This window comes from Nocardiopsis sp. NPDC057823 (assembly GCF_042797335.1).
GTDB lineage: Bacteria > Actinomycetota > Actinomycetes > Streptosporangiales > Streptosporangiaceae > Nocardiopsis > Nocardiopsis changdeensis.
This window is the reverse complement of the sequence record NZ_JBHVLR010000001.1, coordinates 509412-527374: the sequence shown is the minus strand read 5'-3', so window position 1 is coordinate 527374 and position 17963 is coordinate 509412. Positions and strand designations below refer to the sequence as shown.

18 protein-coding genes are annotated in these 17963 nt (G+C 73.6%); 11 read left to right on the top strand and 7 right to left on the bottom strand.

Annotated features, from left to right (window positions below; all coding sequences use genetic code 11):
• Nucleotides 1–67: 67 nt before the first annotated feature.
• Nucleotides 68–1105 (top strand): site-2 protease family protein, encoded by a 1038-nt coding sequence (locus tag ACFVNO_RS02450; protein WP_378888611.1) that lies wholly within the window; start codon nt 68–70, stop codon nt 1103–1105.
• 88 nt (nt 1106–1193) lie between these two features.
• On the opposite strand, the gene ACFVNO_RS02445 is transcribed toward ACFVNO_RS02450, so the two are convergent.
• Nucleotides 1194–1730 carry a hypothetical protein gene (locus ACFVNO_RS02445; RefSeq protein WP_378888608.1) on the bottom strand — a complete coding sequence of 179 codons (537 nt, stop codon included), beginning with the start codon at nt 1728–1730 and terminating at the stop codon, nt 1194–1196.
• A complete protein-coding gene (gene mshB / locus ACFVNO_RS02440) occupies nt 1727–2593 on the bottom strand; it encodes an N-acetyl-1-D-myo-inositol-2-amino-2-deoxy-alpha-D-glucopyranoside deacetylase (RefSeq protein ID WP_378888605.1) in 867 nt (288 codons plus the stop codon). The genes ACFVNO_RS02445 and mshB overlap by 4 nt, the downstream gene beginning before the upstream one ends.
• Before the next feature lie 160 nt (nt 2594–2753).
• On the opposite strand from mshB, the gene ACFVNO_RS02435 reads away from it, so the two are divergent.
• Nucleotides 2754–4964, top strand: a complete 2211-nt coding sequence (locus ACFVNO_RS02435) for a prolyl oligopeptidase family serine peptidase (RefSeq protein ID WP_355256400.1) — start codon at nt 2754–2756, stop codon at nt 4962–4964.
• A 43-nt stretch (nt 4965–5007) separates the two neighbouring features.
• Here ACFVNO_RS02435 and ACFVNO_RS02430 read toward each other — a convergent pair whose 3' ends face one another.
• The gene (locus ACFVNO_RS02430; protein WP_355256397.1) at nt 5008–6834 is read right to left on the bottom strand and encodes a serine/threonine-protein kinase; all 1827 of its coding nucleotides are present in this window, start codon (nt 6832–6834) and stop codon (nt 5008–5010) included.
• A 25-nt stretch (nt 6835–6859) separates the two neighbouring features.
• Nucleotides 6860–8539, bottom strand: coding sequence for a protein kinase (locus ACFVNO_RS02425; protein ID WP_378888601.1), 1680 nt, complete (start codon nt 8537–8539; stop codon nt 6860–6862).
• A gap of 133 nt (nt 8540–8672) precedes the next feature.
• On the opposite strand from ACFVNO_RS02425, the gene ACFVNO_RS02420 reads away from it, so the two are divergent.
• The 8 genes from ACFVNO_RS02420 to ACFVNO_RS02385 all read left to right on the top strand — a co-directional run bounded on the left by ACFVNO_RS02420 (nt 8673) and on the right by ACFVNO_RS02385 (nt 13183).
• Nucleotides 8673–9047 (top strand): DUF3054 domain-containing protein, encoded by a 375-nt coding sequence (locus tag ACFVNO_RS02420; protein ID WP_378888598.1) that lies wholly within the window; start codon nt 8673–8675, stop codon nt 9045–9047.
• Nucleotides 9048–9095: 48 nt separating this feature from the next.
• Nucleotides 9096–9491, top strand: a complete 396-nt coding sequence (locus ACFVNO_RS02415) for a hypothetical protein (protein WP_355256384.1) — start codon at nt 9096–9098, stop codon at nt 9489–9491.
• A gap of 22 nt (nt 9492–9513) precedes the next feature.
• The gene (locus ACFVNO_RS02410; protein WP_355256381.1) at nt 9514–10191 is read left to right on the top strand and encodes an RNA methyltransferase; all 678 of its coding nucleotides are present in this window, start codon (nt 9514–9516) and stop codon (nt 10189–10191) included.
• A gap of 55 nt (nt 10192–10246) precedes the next feature.
• Nucleotides 10247–10879 (top strand): GNAT family N-acetyltransferase, encoded by a 633-nt coding sequence (locus ACFVNO_RS02405; protein WP_355256378.1) that lies wholly within the window; start codon nt 10247–10249, stop codon nt 10877–10879.
• 82 nt (nt 10880–10961) lie between these two features.
• On the top strand, nt 10962–11597 hold the full coding sequence (locus ACFVNO_RS02400) for a GNAT family N-acetyltransferase (protein ID WP_378888593.1): 636 nt from the start codon (nt 10962–10964) through the stop codon (nt 11595–11597).
• Between the two features lie 22 nt (nt 11598–11619).
• Nucleotides 11620–12609 carry a hypothetical protein gene (locus tag ACFVNO_RS02395; protein WP_378888590.1) on the top strand — a complete coding sequence of 330 codons (990 nt, stop codon included), beginning with the start codon at nt 11620–11622 and terminating at the stop codon, nt 12607–12609.
• Entirely contained in the window at nt 12606–12803 is a 198-nt protein-coding gene (locus tag ACFVNO_RS02390) for a CopG family transcriptional regulator (RefSeq protein WP_220564916.1), read from the top strand. Before ACFVNO_RS02395 ends, ACFVNO_RS02390 begins: the two co-directional genes overlap by 4 nt.
• Entirely contained in the window at nt 12800–13183 is a 384-nt protein-coding gene (locus tag ACFVNO_RS02385) for a type II toxin-antitoxin system death-on-curing family toxin (RefSeq protein ID WP_378888587.1), read from the top strand. The genes ACFVNO_RS02390 and ACFVNO_RS02385 overlap by 4 nt, the downstream gene beginning before the upstream one ends.
• Nucleotides 13184–13397: 214 nt before the next feature.
• Here the strand turns inward: ACFVNO_RS02385 and ACFVNO_RS02380 are convergent, their stop codons facing one another.
• From ACFVNO_RS02380 to ACFVNO_RS02370, 3 genes are read right to left on the bottom strand one after another with little or no spacing between them, the layout of a single operon-like run.
• Nucleotides 13398–14144, bottom strand: a complete 747-nt coding sequence (locus ACFVNO_RS02380; protein ID WP_220564914.1) for a succinate dehydrogenase/fumarate reductase iron-sulfur subunit — start codon at nt 14142–14144, stop codon at nt 13398–13400.
• Nucleotides 14141–16087, bottom strand: coding sequence for a fumarate reductase/succinate dehydrogenase flavoprotein subunit (locus ACFVNO_RS02375; RefSeq protein ID WP_355256367.1), 1947 nt, complete (start codon nt 16085–16087; stop codon nt 14141–14143). The genes ACFVNO_RS02380 and ACFVNO_RS02375 overlap by 4 nt, the downstream gene beginning before the upstream one ends.
• Nucleotides 16087–16740 carry a succinate dehydrogenase cytochrome b subunit gene (locus ACFVNO_RS02370; RefSeq protein WP_355257086.1) on the bottom strand — a complete coding sequence of 218 codons (654 nt, stop codon included), beginning with the start codon at nt 16738–16740 and terminating at the stop codon, nt 16087–16089. Before ACFVNO_RS02370 ends, ACFVNO_RS02375 begins: the two co-directional genes overlap by 1 nt.
• 131 nt (nt 16741–16871) lie before the next feature.
• Between ACFVNO_RS02370 and ACFVNO_RS02365 the strand changes: the two genes are divergently transcribed.
• On the top strand, nt 16872–17840 hold the full coding sequence (locus ACFVNO_RS02365) for a LysR family transcriptional regulator (protein ID WP_220564911.1): 969 nt from the start codon (nt 16872–16874) through the stop codon (nt 17838–17840).
• Nucleotides 17841–17963: the final 123 nt, after the last annotated feature.

Below are 17963 nucleotides of genomic sequence, written 5' to 3'. Positions count from 1 at the left end.
CTGCGGACCGGTGCCCGGCAGGGCCTAACCTGGAGCGCGGACAACCCGCGCGACCAGCAGGAGCATCATGCCCACGCCCGAACCGGCCCCGAGGTCGGAGCCGACCGACGCGCCCGACACCCCGCGCACGGACACCGCCGACCCCTGGGAGCGCATGCCCGAGGGCGCCCTCAACCGTCCGGAGCTGGCCGAGCGCGGGCCCGGCACCGGGGCGCCGGCCAAGGAGGCCGGGAGGCCCGGCGAGGGCGGCGGGGACGACGCGGAGGACTCCGGCTCCGGGGACGGGAGCAAGGACGGGGAGCGCGCCGGGGGCGTGTTCGACTTCCTGCCCAGCCCGGTGTTCGTGCTGGTGCTGGGCCTGACCGTGTTCGCCGGGTGGCTGTCCTGGCGGGCCGTGGAGCTGGACTGGGCCCCCGAGGGCACCAACGTCACCCCGCTGCTCCCGCCGCTGTTCATCCTGCTGGGCTGGATCGTCTCCTGCGCCGTGCACGAGTACGCCCACGCGCTCGCCGCGCACCTGGCCGGCGACCGCTCCCAGCGGGGCGGCGCCTACCTGCGCCTCAACCCGTTCGGGTTCCGGCACGCCTTCGCCGGGACCGTGCTGCCCGTGCTCTACCTGGGCTTCGGCGCCTTCGGCCTCAACGGGCCGCCCGCGTTCGTGGCGTGGGACCGGATCCCGCGCGGGCGGCGGGCGATGGTCGCGCTGGCCGGCCCGCTGGCGAGCCTGGTGCTGGCCGCCGCGCTGGCCGTCACCGTGTCGGTCCTGGTGCCGCCGGGCAACGACACCACCAACTGGGCGATCGCCGGGCTGGCGTTCCTGGCCTTCCTCAACCTGACCTCGGCGCTGGTCAACCTGCTGCCCGTCCCCGGCCTGGACGGCTTCGAGGTGCTCGCCGCCGCGCTGCCCGAGCGGCGGTGGGTGTCCGCCGCCCGGGTGAACGCGCTGTTCGGCTCCGTGGCGGTGTTCGCCGTCCTGTGGTTCCCGGCCCTGCGGGACCTGTGGGTGGGCGCGGTCTACACGCTGTTCCGGACCGTCATGCCCAACCCGACGTTCGAGGGCACCGTGTTCCTGGGCGAGCTGCTGCTCCAGTTCTGGAACGCCTGAGCCGCCGCCCCCGCGACGTGCGCGAAGGGCCACCGCCGTGCGGCGGTGGCCCTTCGCCGTGCCCGGGGTGCCGTCGCCCGGGTCCGGGTCAGGCCCGGTCGTTCCGGGCGGCCGGGGAGGACGCGGCCGGGAGCCCGGCCAGGAAGGGGTTGCTCCCCCGCAGGCCGCGCACCACCGCCACCGCCAGTACCACCATGGACCCGAAGAGGTAGCCGTAGTGGATCAGGTGACCGGTCAGCACGATGTCGCCGCCCGGCATGTACATGGTGAGCACCATGGCCACGGCCACGAAGCCCAGGGAGAAGGCCACCCCGCCCGAGACCCCGCGGGCGCCCCACGCGCACAGGCGGCACAGGCCGTACAGGGCCCCCAGCAGTGCCAGCAGTCCCGCCACGCCCAGCACCTGGGCGAGGGGCCCCGCCTCCCAGTAGCGGGTCAGCCAGCCCGCGCCGGTCGCCGACAGCAGCCCGACCGCGGCCCCCGACGCCGCGAGCACCGGGAAGGTGAGCGCGGTCAGCACCGCGGTCAGCACGGGGTCGTCCTGTCCGGGCGCCTCGTAGGGTGCCGGGGCGGCCCCCGCCACCGGGGCGGGGCCGGGCCGGACGCCGCCCTCGCCCGCGCTCACAGGCCCTCGAAGAGGTCGGTCTCGAACTCTCCGGCCGCGCGGCGCCGGGTGGGTCCCAGCAGCAGCGTGAAGTACTCCACCGCGTCGATCTCCTGGGCGATGTCGTTGGACAGGGCGAAGCGCTCGCCGTCCACCGTGATCTGGGTGGCGTGGGCGCGCATCGCCAGCGCCTTGGCCGCCCAGTGGTCGGTGGCGTCGATCCGGGTGGTGACCAGCTCGTCCGGGGTGCCCCGGGCGATGTCGGACACCGCCGCGGGCGGGGTGAACGGCCCCGCCTCCTCGTTGAGCCGGGCGATGGACGCCTCGATCACCGACACCGGCTGGGCGATCGCGTAGAGCTTGCGGACCTGCCACGGCGTGCCGGGCATCGACCGCTCCCCCGCCTTCACGCAGGCGCGCCGGGTGATCCGGTGGGCCTGGACGTGGTCGGGGTGGCCGTAGCCGCCGTACTCGTCGTAGGAGACCACCACGTGCGGGCGGACCTCCCGGACGATCTCCGCGAGCAGGCGGGCGGCCTCCTCGGCGTCGGCGTTGCAGAACGCCTCGGGGCGCTCCGCGGAGGGCGTGCCCGCCATCCCGGAGTCGCGGTAGTGCCCGGCGCCGCCGAGGAACCGGTGGTCGCGCACCCCCAGGGAGACGCAGGCCTTGTCCAGCTCGCCGACCCGGTGGTCGCCGAGGGTGTCGTCGCGGTCGGCCGCCAGGTGCGCGAGGTCGGCGGGGATGACCTCGCCCTCCTCGCCCAGGGTGCAGGTCACCAGGGTGACCCCGGCACCTTCGGCCGCGTACTTCGCCAGCGTGGCCCCGGTGACGATGCTCTCGTCGTCGGGGTGGGCGTGCACCATCATGAGTCGTCTGTCGGTCACCACGTGGTGAACAATACCGGCCGCATGCCCGCGATTCCTCCCGAACGGCCAGGTGGGGCGCGGATTCGGCGCGGAATCGGGAGCGGACGCGGGGCGCGGGCGGGGGCGCCCGTCCACAGGGGCCGAGCGGGAACCGGAGATGTGGGCCACAATCGGACCCATGAGCTTTCCTCGCCAACAGGCACGTACCCAGCGCTTCACCATCGGCGTCCCGCGCTCCTTCGAGGTGTCCCCGGACGGGCGGCGCGTCGCCTTCCTGAGAGGGCGCGACGGCGTCGACACCGCCACGTGCCTGTGGGTGCACGAGGCGGAGGAGGACACCGAGCACGTGGTCGCCGACCCGCGCGCGCTCGGGGCCGACGACGAGGACCTGCCGCCGGAGGAGCGGGCGCGCCGGGAGCGGCTGCGCGAGAGCGGCGGCGGCATCGTGTCGTACTCGGTGGACGAGGCGTTCACCCGCGCCGTGTTCGCCCTGTCCGGCCGGCTCTTCTACGTGGACCTCGTGGGCGACCGCGCCGAGCCGCGCGAGCTGCCCGCCGCCACCCCGGTGGTGGACCCGCGGATCAGCCCGGCGGGCGACCGGGTCGCCTACGTCAGCGGCGGCGCGCTGCGGGTCATCGACGTCGCCGGCGCCGAGCCCGACCACGGCGACCGGGCGCTGGCCTCCCCCGACGGCGACGGCGTCACCTGGGGCCTGGCGGACTTCATCGCGGCCGAGGAGATGGGCCGCTACCGCGGTTTCTGGTGGGCGCCCGACGGCTCGGCGCTGCTGGCCGCCCGGGTGGACGAGTCCCCGGTGGTCCGCTGGTACGTGGACGACCCGGCCGCCCCCGAGCAGGAGCCCACCGCGCTGCGCTACCCCGCGGCGGGCACCGACAACGCGCGGGTGCGGCTGGCCGCCCTGCCGGTGGCCTCCTCCGCCGCGTTCCGCCGGGAGGGCGCCCCGGAGCCGGTGTGGATCGACTGGGACCGGGAGGCGCTGCCCTACCTGGCCACCGCCGGGTGGACGACCGGCCCGGACGGCTCGCCCACCGTGGTGTTCACCGCGCAGAGCCGCGACCAGCGCACGCTCACCCTGTTCGGCGCCGACCCCGCGACCGGGCTGGCCATGGAGACGCGCACCGAGACCGACGACGTGTGGGTCGAGCTGATGCCGGGCGTCCCCGCCCACACCGCCGCGGGCGACCTGGTGTGGATCGGCCGCGAGGGCGGGACCGGCGAGCGCCGGGTGTTCGTGGGCGCCGACGCCGTCAGCCCCGCCGACGTGTACGTGCGCGGCGTGGTGGACGTGGACGGCGACCGGATCCTGTACTCGGGCTCGCCCGCCGACCGGCCCGGCGACGTGTCGCTGTGGCTGGTGGACCTGGGCACCGGGCTGTCCGCCCCGGTCGAGCTGCCCGGGCACGGCTGCTCGACGACGGCCGACGCCTCCGCCCACAGCGGCCTGCGCTCGGGGCGGCTGCGCGGCGGCACCCTCGTGGTGCAGCACCGGTCGATGGAGTTCCCCGGGGTGCGCACCCTGGTGGTGCGCGGGGCGGCCACCGAGACCCGGCGGGCCTTCGGGTCCATCGAGAGCCTCGCCGAGACCCCGGACCTGCCCGAGCCGCGGGTGGAGTTCTGGCGGGCGGGCGAGCGGGGCATCCCGTGCGCGCTGGTGCTGCCGTCCTGGTTCCGGGAGGGGCAGCGCCCGCTGCCGGTGCTCATGGCGCCCTACGGCGGCCCGCACGCCCAGCGGGTGCTGCACGCGCGCGGCGCGTTCCTGACCGCCCAGTGGTACGCCGACCAGGGGTTCGCGGTGGTCATCGCCGACGGCCGCGGCACCCCCGGCATCGGCGTGGAGTGGGAGCAGGAGATCCACCTGGACCTGGCCTCGGGGGTGCTGGAGGACCAGGTCACCGCGCTGCGGGACGCCGCGGAGCGGTTCGGCTGCCTGGACACCTCCCGGGTGGGGATCCACGGGTGGTCGTTCGGCGGCTACCTGGCGGCGCTGGCGGTGCTGCGCCGCCCGGACGTGTTCCACGCCGCGGTGGCGGGCGCCCCGGTCATCGACTGGCGGCTGTACGACACCCACTACACCGAGCGGTACCTGGGGCTGCCCCAGGACGACCCGGGCGTGTACGAGCGCAGCTCGCTGCTGGAGGACGCGGCCAAGCTGGAGCGCCCGCTGATGCTGATCCACGGCCTGTCCGACGACAACGTGGTGTTCGCCCACACGCAGCGGATGTCCTCGGCGCTGCTGGCGGCGGGGCGCAGGCACACGGTGCTGCCGCTGTCGGGGGTGACCCACTCGCCGTCGGACCCGACGGTGTCGGAGAACCTGATGCTGCTCCAGGTGGAGTTCCTCAAGGACTCCCTGCGCGACGGGGCCTGACCGGCTCCGGGCCGGGCGCCCCGGGGGCGCCCGGCCGGCGGGGTCAGTAGGTCGGGGCGGCGGCGATCTCGGACTCGTCGGGGACCGGGATCTCCACGGGCTGCCCGAAGACGAACGCGATCCGCTCGTACTCGGCGTCCTCCTCCATCTCTCCGGTGGACCCGTAGGAGTGGAAGTGCTGGAGGTTCCCCTCCTCGTCCACCCAGACGTCGAAGGTCACCTCGGTGTCCTGACCCCTGACCTCGGCGGGCGCGGTGCCGGTGTAGTGGTGGCCGCTGCGGCCGGTCACGTCGTAGGCGTCCTGCATCTCCTGGGGGTAGTCCTCGTAGGGCGTGGGCTCCACCCCCAGGTAGGTGATCTCGGCCTCCTCCACGAGCACCTCGTCCACCGAGGCGAGCACACGCTCCCACCACTCGCTCGGGTTCCTCTCCGTGGCCGGGTCGTCCGGCCCGGGGCGGTAGTAGTCGCCCTCGACCACGCCGACGAGGTTGGAGTCGGTGCGGGCCAGCACGTCGTCGGGCCCCTCCCCGACGTGCAGGGTGAAGTAGATGGCCGGGCCCGCGTTCATGACCATCTGCCGGACGGGCTCGGGGTCCTCGGTGTACCGGAGGAGCACGTTCGAGTTGTCCTCGAAGGTCTCGGCCGACCGCTCGAAGTGGCTCACCTCGAACTCCGGCGCCTCCTCCGCCAGGGCGACGGCCTCGGTGATGACGGCCGCGCCGTCCCCCGGGTCCCGGGCGACCGCGGGCCCGGCGGGCTCGGAGGCGTCGGCGGACTCCGGGGCCGCCTCCCCCGGGTCCCCGCCGGGGTCCGCCTCCCCGCCGTCCGGGCGCACGATGAGGAACGTCGCGACCAGGGCCGCGGCCAGGCCCGCGGCGCCGGCGGAGACCAGGAGGGCGCGCCGCGGCCGGCGGACCCGCTCGGGCGCGCCCGCGGTCACGCCGCGCCATTCGGCGGCGAGCATGGCGGGCACCACGCGGGTGGGGTCCGAGGCCGGCGGGGCGTCCACGCGGGTGGCGCTCCACGCCCCGGTCACCTCGGCCAGGACCTCCGCGGCGGTGGGCCGGTCGGCGGGGTCCTTGGACAGGGCGCGGCGCACCGTCGGCAGCAGTTCCGGGGGCAGCCCGGTCAGGTCGGGCTCCTCGGTGCGGGTCCGGTGGACCACCACCTCCACCGGGCCGCCGGCGAAGGGGTCGCGACCGGTGGCCGCGAACGCCACCAGGCAGGCCCAGGCGAACACGTCGGAGCGGTCGCTCGCCGGGACACCGTTGTACTGCTCCGGCGCCATCCAGCCCGGGGTGCCGAACAGGCCGCCGGTACGGGTGAGGGCGGTGCCGTCGGTCGCCCGGGCGATGCCGAAGTCCAGCACCTTGGGGCCGCCCGGCGACAGGATCACGTTGCCGGGCTTGAGGTCGCGGTGCACCACCCCCGCCGCGTGGATCGCCACCAGGGCCTCGGCCAGGCCCGCGGCCAGGGAGACCGCCATCCCCCCGGTGAGGGGGCCGTTCTTGCGGACGTGGACGCGCAGGGTGTCGCCGGGCACGTACTCGGTCGCCATCCAGGGCGCCTCGGCGCCGGTGTCCGCCCCGAAGTAGGCCGCGGTGCAGGTGGCGCTCACACTCGCGACCAGGGAGACCTCTCGGGCGAACCGGGCCCGGAAGTCCGGGTCGGCGGCGTACTGGGGATGGACGACCTTGACGGCGGCGCAGGACCCCGCGGGGTCGATCCCCGCGTAGACGGCGCCCATGCCGCCCGCCCCGATGCGCCCGACGACCCGGTAGGGGCCGATGCGCTCCGGGTCCGTGGCGGCGGGCGGGGTCGCACCCGGGGGCAGGCTGTTCTCGTCGAAGGGGCGGGGGTCGGGGTTCAACGGGGGATCTCCTCAGCAGGGGTCGTCAGGTGGGGCTGATGATGCAGCCCTCGGGCTGGCCGCCGAAGGCGGGGTCGTAGCGACCCAGGTACGGAAAGCCGGGGTAGGGGTCCCTGAGCGGCCCCGAGCCCTCGGGGGCACCGTGGCAGAAGCCCCCGGGCTGGTCCGCCGGGGCACTGCGGTCCTCGCCCAGGGCGGCGTCGGGCAGGTAGTAGACCCTCCCCCCGGGGATGCCGAAGAAGTTCACGGAGAACTCCGCCACGGGGTCGTCCGGGCCGGTCTCCGCCAGCTGCCCGGCCTCGCTCGACCTGGCGAAGTCGAGCCGTTCGTCGCCCTCGGTGAAGTACTGGACCCAGGCGAAGTCCCGTCCGTGCACGCGCAGCGACCCGAAGTCCGGCAGGTACTCCACCCGGACCTCGACCCGGAGGGTGCCGGTGTGCTGGCTCGATCCGGCGAAGGTGATCCGCATCTGGTCGAGGGTGGTGCCGTCGGCCCCGACCAGGGAGCGGACGACCGTCGGCTCGGTGTCGGAGGCCGGCTCCACCACCACGGTGCCGTTCTCGTAGAGGTCGCGGTACTCCTCCGGGACGTCGGCGGGTACCGGGTCGGCGGCCGTTCCCTGCGCGAGGTCGGCCGAGGGGTCCTCCGCGGCGGAGCCGCCGGAGGTCCCCCCGTCGGCCGGGTCGTCCGGGGGCAGCAGGGCGGACGCGGTGGCCGCGGTGACGGCGACCGCCGTCGCGGCGGCGGCCATCGCCAGGACGCGGCCGTGGCGGCGCGCCCAGGGGCGGCGGGGCGGGGCGATCCGCACCCAGGAGTCCGGGACGGCGTCCACCGGGGGCAGGACGGCGGCCCAGGGCCCCACCACGGTCTCGGGCAGGGCCGCGGCCGCCTCCGCGGCGGAGGGCCGCCGGGCCGGGTCCTTGTCCAGGGCGGCGGCCAGGACCGGGCGCAGCGCGTCGGGGACGCCGTCGAGAGCGGGCGGGGCGGACAGCACCGCCGAGATCACCCCCTCCTCCGTGCCCGAGCCGAACGGGCCGCGGCCGGTGGCGGCGAACACCGCCATGCACGCCCAGGCGAACACGTCGGAGCGGTCGCCGGCGGCCTCCCCCCGGTACTGCTCGGGGGCGATCCACCCCGGGGTGCCCACCAGGGCGCCGGTGCGGGTCAGCGCGGTCTCCTCCGCCGCGCGGGCGATGCCGAAGTCCAGGACCCGGGGCCCGTCCGGGGACAGGATGACGTTGCCGGGCTTGAGGTCGCGGTGCACGACGCCCGCGGCGTGGATCCCGGACAGCGCCCGCGCGGTGACACGGGCGAAGTCGACGAGGAACCCGGCGGGCAGCGGGCCGCCGCCGCGCACCCGGGCGTCCAGGGTGGGGCCGGGCACGTACTCGGTGGCCAGCCAGGGGACGCCGGCACGGGTGTCGGCGGCAAGGAAGCGCGGCACGCCCTCGCCCCGGACGCGGCGCACCAGCCGGACCTCGCGGGCGAAGCGGTCGCGGAAGTCCGGGTCGGCCGCGTACATCGCGTGGACGAGTTTGAGGGCGGCGCGCCGGTCGCGGTCGTCCAGGGCGGCGTACACGGTGCCCATGCCGCCGGCGCCGAGGCGGCCGACGATCCGGAAGGGGCCGACGGTGCGGGGGTCCCCGGCCTGCAGGGGGGACACGCCGACGGGGCCCGGCCGGTGGGGCGTCGGGGGGTGGTTCAAGGGAACGTCGATCCTCGCTCGGTTCCAGGGGGTGGGGGTCACCTTCCGTGACCGCCTCTTACGATACCGAGTGCCGGAAAAAGGTTCCCGGGGCCGACGGGGGATCGCGCGCGGGCGGTCGTAACCTGGGCCCATGCGTTCGTATGCGGCTCCCCTGGCCCTGGTGGCCGACCTGGTGTGCGTCCTGGTGTTCGTCGTGATCGGGAAGACCGACCACGGAACCGGTACCGCGGTCGGGGCGGTGCTGTCGACCGCGTGGCCGTTCCTGGCCGCCGCCCTGCTGGGGTGGGCGGCGTCCCGGGCCTGGCGCGCGCCGGCGGCGCTGTGGCCGACGGGGGTGTTCGTGTGGGCGATCACCGTGGTCGGGGGCATGCTGCTGCGGCGGTTCGTGGGCGAGGGGACGCCGCTCTCCTTCGTGATCGTCACCTCGCTCTTCCTGGCCGCCGCGATGCTGGGCTGGCGGGTGATCGCACTCCTGGTCACACGGAGGCGACAGAGAGCCGCCTGATCGGCCAGACTGGGAGGAGAGCCCGCCCCCAGCGAGAAGGAGCCCCCTGTGGCCGATCCCGTCACCATCGCCCTGGCCACCGCCGTCGTCACCGGCATGGCCTCCAAGATCTCCGAGCGCGCCGGCGAGGCCGTCGGCGAGGGGCTGAAGCGGCTGCGGCGGGCCGTCTTCAAGCGCTTCCGCGGCGACGAGGCGGCCCAGGACGCCCTGGACGAGGCGATGCTCGACACCGACGACCCCGCGGCCGTCGAGGCGGTGGCAGAGCACCTGGAGCGGATCGCGGCCCAGGACCCGGAGATCGGCGCCCTCGTGCGGGAGCTGGGCGCGCAGGTCGAGGTCGGCCAGGAGGGCGAGGGGAACGTCGTCAACCAGATCCACGGCGACGTGAGCGGCCGCGCCAGGGTCGTCCAGGGCCGGGACTTCCACGGGGACATCCACCTGTAGGCGGTACCTAAGCTGGGGTGCGATGAACGAGAACCCCGGCACCCCTGGTGAGGACGAGGCGCGCGAGGTCGGCGTCGGCCCCTGGACGGGCCCCTGGCCCGAGGGCGACCACTACGACCCCGAGCTGCTGGCGGGCGGCGACCGGCGCAACGTCGTGGACCGCTACCGCTACTGGCGCAGGGAGGCGATCGTCGCCGACCTCGACACCGTCCGGCACCCGTTCCACGTCGCGGTGGAGAACTGGTCCCACGACTTCAACATCGGTTCGGTGGTGCGCACCGCGAACGCGTTCGGGTGCGCCGCCGTGCACATCGTGGGGCGGCGCCGGTGGAACCGGCGGGGGGCGATGGTCACCGACCGCTACCAGCACGTCCACCACCACCCGGACACCGGGGCGCTGGTGGAGTGGGCCGCGCGGCGGGACCTGCCGCTGATCGGCATCGACAACCTGCCCGGCGCGGTGCCGCTGGAGACCTATCCGCTGCCGCGGGACGCGGTGCTGGTGTTCGGCCAGGAGGGCCCGGGGCTGTCGGAGGAGGTGCGCTCGGTGTGCCGCGCGGTGCTGTCGATCGCCCAGTTCGGGTCCACCCGGTCGATCAACGCGGGGGCGGCCGCGGCGATCGCGATGCACGCCTGGGTCCGGGCGCACGTTTTCGACCAGAAGGTGCCGGAAACGGTCACACCCCAGCGACTCCCGTGACTCATTCGTGATCTAACATGGCCGGGTAGACGACCCCCTATTGGAGAGTCAACGCATGACTGCGACTGTGACCGCCGGTTCCCGGGCCGCGACGACGGAGGACGTGCCCGGGGTGGCGCGCGTGCTGAGCCGCGCCCTGTACGACGACCCCCTCTTCGAGTGGTTGTTCCCCGACCTCGAACTGCGGATGGCCAGGACCCGCCGCATGCTGGCGCTGACCGCCGGGTTCGGCTACGTGCCCTTCGGCGACACCCGGGTCGTGGAGGTCGCCGAGGAGGGCTCGGACCCCGTGGTCCGCGGCGCCGCGCTGTGGGCCCCCTACACGACCAACCCCGAGGGCCGCCTGGTGTCGCTGCGCATGTGGCCGCACTGGGGCCAGCTGCTGGGACGGGCCCGGGCGACGGGGTTCGTGCGGGTGTTCGCGGAGTGGAAGATCGCCGCCCCGCAGGAGCCGCACCTGTACCTGGCGGCGCTGGGCGTGGACCCGGCGATGGCCGGAACCGGCCTGGGCGGCGGGCTGCTCACCGCGGGCCTGGACCGGGCGGACTCCGCGGGCCAGCCGGTCTTCACCCAGGTCCTCAACGAGAAGAGCCTGGGCTTCTACGAGCGCTTCGGCTTCCGGGTGGTCGGCGAGGCGTCCACCCCGGACGCGGTGACGAGCTGGTTCCTGCGGCACGACCCCTCCTGAGACCGGCCCGGACCGGGCACGCGGCCCCTCCCGTGACCCAGCCGTGATCCACCGTGGGGCCGCCGAACGAGGGGACACCGCCATGACCAGCGCGCCGACGCGCACCGTGCGCACCGCCACCATGGACGACCTGCCGGGGGTGGCGCGCGTCCTGGGGCGCGCCTTCCAGGACGACCCGCTGTTCCTGTGGCTGTTCCCCGACGACGAGCGCCGCATCGCCCAGGGCACCCGGGCCAGTGCCCTGATGGCGGGCTTCGTGTACGTCCCCCTGGGGTACTCCGCCCTCGTCGAGGCCCGGGAGGACGACGACCGCGGACCGGTGGTCCGGGGCGCCGCGCTCTGGTCGCCGCCGGCCGGGGAGGCCGGGGGCGCGGCCGCCGCCCTGCGCTCCCTGCCGCACTGGCTGGAGCTGGTGGGTCCGGCACGCCTCCCCCGGATCCTCCGCTACTTCTCCGCCCTGGCCGCGCACGCCCCCCGGGAGCCGCACTGGCACCTCCAGGTGCTGGGCGCCGACCCGGCGGCGGGGCGCTCGGGGATCGGGACCCTGCTGCTCCGGGCGGGCCTGGAGCGGGCCGACGCCGACGGGGCCCCGGTGTACCTGGAGACGATGAACCCGGCCAACGTCGCGTACTACACGCGCTTCGGGTTCGCGGTCACCGACACCGTGGCCGAGCCGGGCACCCCGCTCACGCACCTGATGCTGCGCCCGCCCGCCTGAGGGCCGTGCCATCCTGGCCCGTATGGACATCCGCGGGATCTCGCACCACGTCGACCACCTGACCGAGGAGCGCGCCGCCGCGGACATGCGCGCCATCCGCCGGGAGCTGCACTGCACGGCGGTGATGCCCATCGGCTCCGACCTCGCGCGCCTGCGCGCCGCCTCGGAGGCGGCCCTGGCCGCGGGCCTGGAGGTCTGGGTACGGCCGCGCTGCGCGAACCGGCCGGCCGCCGAGCACATGGAGCACCTGGCGGCGGCCGCCGCCATGGCCGAGGAGCTGCGCGCCGCCCACCCGGGACGCGTCACCCTGCTGGTGGGGACCGAGTTCTCGCTGACCGCCCCGGGCCTGCTGCCGGGGCCGGGCGAGTTCTCCCGGGTGCAGGTCATCCGGCGGCCCCGGCTGCTGCGCCTGTTCTCCCGGCGGATGAACCGGCGGCTGCGCACGCTGCTGGAGACGTCCCGCGAGGTCGCCCGGGAGCACTTCTCCGGGCCGCTCACCTACGGCGCGGGGCCCTGGGAGGACGTGGACTGGTCGGGGTTCGACGTGGCGGGGGTGAACCTGTACCGCCAGGGCACCGACACCGAGGGGTACGCCCGCCGCCTGCGGGAGCTGGTGGCCCGCCTCGACCGGCCGCTGGTGGTCACCGAGTTCGGCTGCGGCGCCTACCGGGGCGCCGAGGTGCGCGGCGCGGGGTCGTTCTTCGCGGTGGACTGGTTCGCCGATCCGCCCCGGCTGCGCCGGGGGATCGTGCGTGACGAGTCCGTGCAGGCCCGGTACCTGGCGGAGCTGCTGGAGCTGTACCGGGAGAGCGGCGTGCTGGGCGCGTTCGTGTTCACGTTCTCGATGCCGGGCTTCCCCCATAGCCCGGACCCGGAGCTGGACCTGGACGCCGCGGGATTCGGCGTGGTCCGCCCCTCCGCGGACCTCTCCTCCTGGGAGCCCAAACAGGCCTTCCACGCCGTCGCGGAGCATTACGCGGACGCCGGGGACGGCGATAGCCTCCGGGCATGAACCTCACCCTGGATCTTCCCCCGGACCTGTGGGAGCACCTGCGCGAGATCGCCGGCTCCGAGGGCACCGACGTCGGAACGGCGGCCGTCGCCGCCCTGCGCGACCACCTGGACCTGCGCCGCGCCCAGGTGCGCCGGTGCGCCGAGGAGATCGCGTCCGAGGACGCCGAACTGCTGGCGAGGCTCGGCGAATGACCCGGCACCTGACGCGCGGCGACGCGCTGGAGATCGCCGGCGTGATCCTGCCCCCGAACGTGTCCGTGCGCGACGCCGACCTGCTGGACGCCGCCCTGGCCCGCCCGGGGGACACGGCCTTCGGCGCCGAGGCGTACCCGGACCCGTGGCTCAAGGCGGCGGCGCTGCTGCGCTCGGTCCTGGTCGGGCACCCGCTGTCGGACGGCAACAAGCGCCTGGCCTGGACCTCGGCCAAGGCGTTCCTGCGGCTCAACGGGGTCGCCTGGGGTCCGGTGGACCAGGACGCCGCCTACGACCTGGTCATCGCGGTCACCACCGGGGAGCTGGTGGAGGTCGCCGAGATCGCCGAGCGGCTGCGGGGCCTGCCCCCGCGGGCATGACCGCCCGGGCACGGGCGAGCCGCCCCGGAGGGATCGGGGCCCGCGGTACACCGGACACGGCAAAGGGACGCCCTGGAGGGACTGGGCCCGGGAGGGGCGCCACCGGGGCCGGTCCGCCGACGCCCCGGACCGGACCGGCCGGCGCGGAACCCCGAACACGGGGAGGGGCCGCACCCCGGCAGGGGTGCGGCCCCGGGCCTCGCGGGGGTGTCGGCTAGCCGACGCCCTTGGCGAGGGACCCCAGCAGGTCGCGGTTGAGCTGGGAGATGGTGTCCAGCGGGATGCCCTTGGGGCAGACCGCCGCGCACTCACCGATGTTCGTGCAGCCGCCGAAGTCCTCTTCGTCGTGCTGGTTGATCATCTTGACCACGCGCGAGGCCCGCTCCGGCTGCCCCTGCGGGAGCATGCCGAGGTGGGTGACCTTCGCGGCGGTGAACAGCATGCCGGAGGCGTTCGGGCAGGCCGCCACGCACGCGCCGCAGCCGATGCAGGTCGCGGCGTCGAACGCGCGGTCCGCGTCGGCCTTGGGCACCGGGGTGGCGTGGGCGTCCGGGGCGGTACCCGTCGGGGCGCTGATGAAGCCGCCCGCCTGGATGATCCGGTCGAAGGCGCCGCGGTCCACGACCAGGTCCTTCACGACCGGGAACGCCTTGGCGCGCCACGGCTCCACGGTGATGGTGTCGCCGTCCTTGAAGCTGCGCATGTGCAGCTGGCAGGTGGTGGTGACCTCGGGGCCGTGGGCCTCGCCGTCGATCACGACGCCACAGGCACCGCAGATGCCCTCCCGGCAGTCGTGGTCGAACGCGACCGGCTCCTCGTTCTCCAGGGTGAGCTTCTCGTTGAGGACGTCCAGCATCTCCAGGAAGGACATGTCCGGGGAGACGTCCGTGAGCTTGTAGGTGACCAACCGGCCCTGGTCGTCACGGCCCTTCTGGCGCCATACGCGCAGGGTGATGTTCACTTGTAGCTCCGCTGCTTCATCTCGACGTACTCGTACTCCAGGGCTTCCTTGTGGAGTACGGGCTTGCTGCCATCGCCACCGAACTCCCAGGCCGCGACGTAGGCGAACTGGTCGTCGTGGCGCAGGGCCTCGCCGTCCTCGGTCTGGCTCTCGGCGCGGAAGTGGCCGCCGCAGGACTCGCGGCGGTGCAGGGCGTCGATGCACATGAGCTCGCCCAGCTCCAGGAAGTCGGCGACGCGGCCGGCCTTCTCCAGGGCCTGGTTGAGCTCGTCGTTGGTGCCGAGCACCTTGACGTCGCGCCAGAACTCCTCGCGCAGGTTGCGGATGAGCTCGATGGCCTTGGTGAGGCCCTCCTCGTTGCGCTCCATGCCGCAGTACTCCCACATGATGTGGCCGAGCTCCTTGTGGAAGGAGTCGACCGTGCGGGAGCCCTGGAGGGACAGGAGCTTCTCGATCCGGGAGGTGACCTGCTCCTTGGCGGCGACGGCCTCGGGGTGCGACTCGTCGATCTTCTCGAACGGCCCGCTCGCGAGGTAGTCGTTGATGGTGTTGGGCAGGACGAAGTAGCCGTCGGCCAGGCCCTGCATCAGCGCGCTCGCGCCCAGGCGGTTGGCGCCGTGGTCGGAGAAGTTGGCCTCACCGGTCACGAACAGGCCCGGGATGGTGCTCTGCAGGTCGTAGTCGACCCACAGCCCGCCCATGGTGTAGTGGACGGCCGGGTAGATGCGCATCGGAACCTCGTACGGGTTCTCGCCGGTGATGCGCTGGTACATGTCGAACAGGTTGCCGTACTTGGCCTCGACGGCCGCCCGTCCCATGCGCTGGATCGCGTCGGCGAAGTCCAGGTAGACGCCCAGGCCGCCGGGGCCGACGCCGCGGCCCTCGTCGCAGACGTTCTTGGCGGCGCGGGAGGCGATGTCACGCGGCACCAGGTTGCCGAAGGACGGGTAGATGCGCTCCAGGTAGTAGTCGCGCTCGTCCTCGGGGATCTGCCGCGGGTCGCGGTCGTCGCCGTGCTGCTTGGGCACCCAGATGCGGCCGTCGTTGCGCAGCGACTCGCTCATCAGGGTCAGCTTGGACTGGTAGTCGCCGCTGACCGGGATGCAGGTGGGGTGGATCTGCGTGTAGCAGGGGTTGGCGAAGAGCGCGCCCTTGCGGTGCGCGCGCCAGCTCGCGGTGACGTTGCAGCCCATCGCGTTCGTCGACAGGAAGAACACGTTGCCGTAGCCGCCGGTGGCCAGCACGACCGCGTCCGCGAAGTGGGTCTCGATCTCGCCGGTGACCATGTCGCGGGCGATGATGCCGCGGGCCTTGCCGTCCACCACGATCAGCTCGAGCATCTCGTGGCGGGTGTTCATCTGGACGGTGCCGGCCGCGATCTGCCGCTCCAGCGCCTGGTAGGCGCCGATCAGCAGCTGCTGCCCCGTCTGGCCGCGGGCGTAGAAGGTGCGGGAGACCTGCACACCGCCGAAGGAGCGGTTGTCGAGCAGGCCGCCGTACTCGCGCGCGAAGGGGACGCCCTGGGCCACGCACTGGTCGATGATCTCGACGCTGGTCTGGGCCAGGCGGTACACGTTCGACTCGCGGGAGCGGAAGTCGCCGCCCTTGACGGTGTCGTAGAACAGCCGGTAGATGCTGTCGCCGTCGTTGCGGTAGTTCTTGGCCGCGTTGATGCCGCCCTGCGCCGCGATGGAGTGGGCGCGGCGCGGGCTGTCCTGGTAGCAGAACGAGGTGACGTTGTAGCCCGCCTCGCCCAGGGTCGCGGCCGCCGAGGCGCCGGCCAGGCCGGTGCCGACGATGATCACGGAGAGCTTGCGCCGGTTCGCGGGGTTGACCAGCTTGGCGGAGAAACGGCGCTTGTCCCAGCGCTCGTTGATCGGGCCCTCGGGGGCCTTCTCGTCCCGGATCGGGTCGCCGACGACGAAGTAGTCGGTGTCAGACATTACTTACTCACCAGTCCAAAGGTGACCGCCAGAGGCGGGAGCAGGAAGCCGATGGTCACGATCAGCGAGACGGCCACGGCCACCGCGTTGATCTTGCCCTGGCGGGACGCCTTGTTCGCGCCGAGCGTGGCCATGGCACTCCAGATGCCGTGCCGGAGGTGGAAGCCGACCGCGATGACGGCGGCGACGTAGAACAGGGTCACGTACCAGAACTCGGGCTGGAACCCGTTCACGAGCCGCTCGTAGGGGCTGTCGGACTTGCCGCCGGGCGCGATGGCGTTGACGGTCAGGTGCAGGATGTGGAAGACCACGAAGAGCGCGATGAGGACGCCGCCGTACCGCATGGTGTAGGAGGCGTAGGTGCGCTGGACGCGCTTCTTCACCTGGTAGCGGTTCTGCCGGGCGCGGCCGGCACGGCGCCACAGGATGACCACCGCGTAGATGTGGATGAGGATGCTCGCCAGCAGGACGACGCGCGCGATCCACAGGAAGCCGGACTCGGGCAGGAGCGGGTAGCCCAGCTCGCGCAGGCCGTGCGCGTAGCCGTCGAACGCCTCCTGGCCCGAGAAGACCTTCAGGTTGCCGTACATGTGCGCGATCAAATACAGCACGAGGATCGTCCCGGTGACAGCCATCGCTGACTTGAGTGCCACCGTGGACCCGTAGGCCGTAGACCGCTTCTTGGTCAAGGTACTGTTCGCCACAGCCTGCCACTTTAAATTCGAGTTAAGCCCGACGTCTAAGGCATCAGGACTCTGGTCTCCATAGCCGTAGGCTATGGATCATGCAGTTCCAACAGCTCGCCTACTTCGTCGCAGTCGCCCGTACACGCCATTTCACCCGCGCAGCAGAGCTTTCCCGCGTCGCCCAGCCGAGCTTGAGCAAACAGATCCGCAGCCTTGAGAGGGAGTTGGGCGCGCCGTTATTCAGTCGTGCCCGGGGGAATATCACACTCACTCCGGCGGGCGAGGCGCTGCTCCCGCTGGCCCAGCGCATCCTGACGGACCTGGAGACGGCCCGGCGCGAGGTGGCCGAGTTGGCGGGGGTGCGCAGGGGCCGGGTCCGCCTGGGGGCCACCCCCTCGCTGTGCGCGGGGCTGCTCGCGGACGTGCTCGCCGACTTCCACACACGCTATCCGGGGATCGAGCTGAACGTGGAGGAGAGCGGGTCCCGCGACCTCATCCGCGACCTGGGCCGGGGCGAGCTGGACCTGGCGCTGATCATCCTGCCCCTGCAGAGCAGCGACCCGGACCTGTCCACCGTCCCGATCCTGCGGGAGAACCTGGTGGTGGCCAGCCCGATGACGCGCCCCTCCCCCACCGGCCGGGCGTCGGTCCGGATCACGGAGCTGCGGGACCGGCCCCTGGTGATGTTCCGGCGGGGGTACGACGTGCGCGAGGCGACGCTGCGGGCGTGCCGGGCGGCGGGGTTCGAGCCGGAGCTGGCGGTGGAGGGCGGCGAGATGGACGCCGTGCTGCGCTTCGTGGAGGCGGGCCTGGGCCTGGCGGTGGTGCCGAGCATGGTGCTCAAGAACCGCCCGGGCCTGCGGGGGACGCCGCTGGCCCGGCCCCGGCTGCTGCGCACGGTGGCGCTGGCGCGGCGCAAGGACGTGGACCCCTCGCACTCGGCGGACGCGTTCCGCCGCCACCTCAACGAGTACCTGCTGGGCATGTCGGCGCAGGAGCTGGGCCCGGACCTGGAAGTGCTCATCACGGACCCGGAGGCGGGCGGCCGGGAAAGGAGCGGGGGTTGACCCCTATCACTTCCGCCACTTAATTATCAAAAGAACCGAACATCCCAAAAGCTCCTTCCCATTCCGTTTTTGTGACATAAGCACACAAAAAACAGAAAAAGAGTGACGCGTTTCACATCCTTT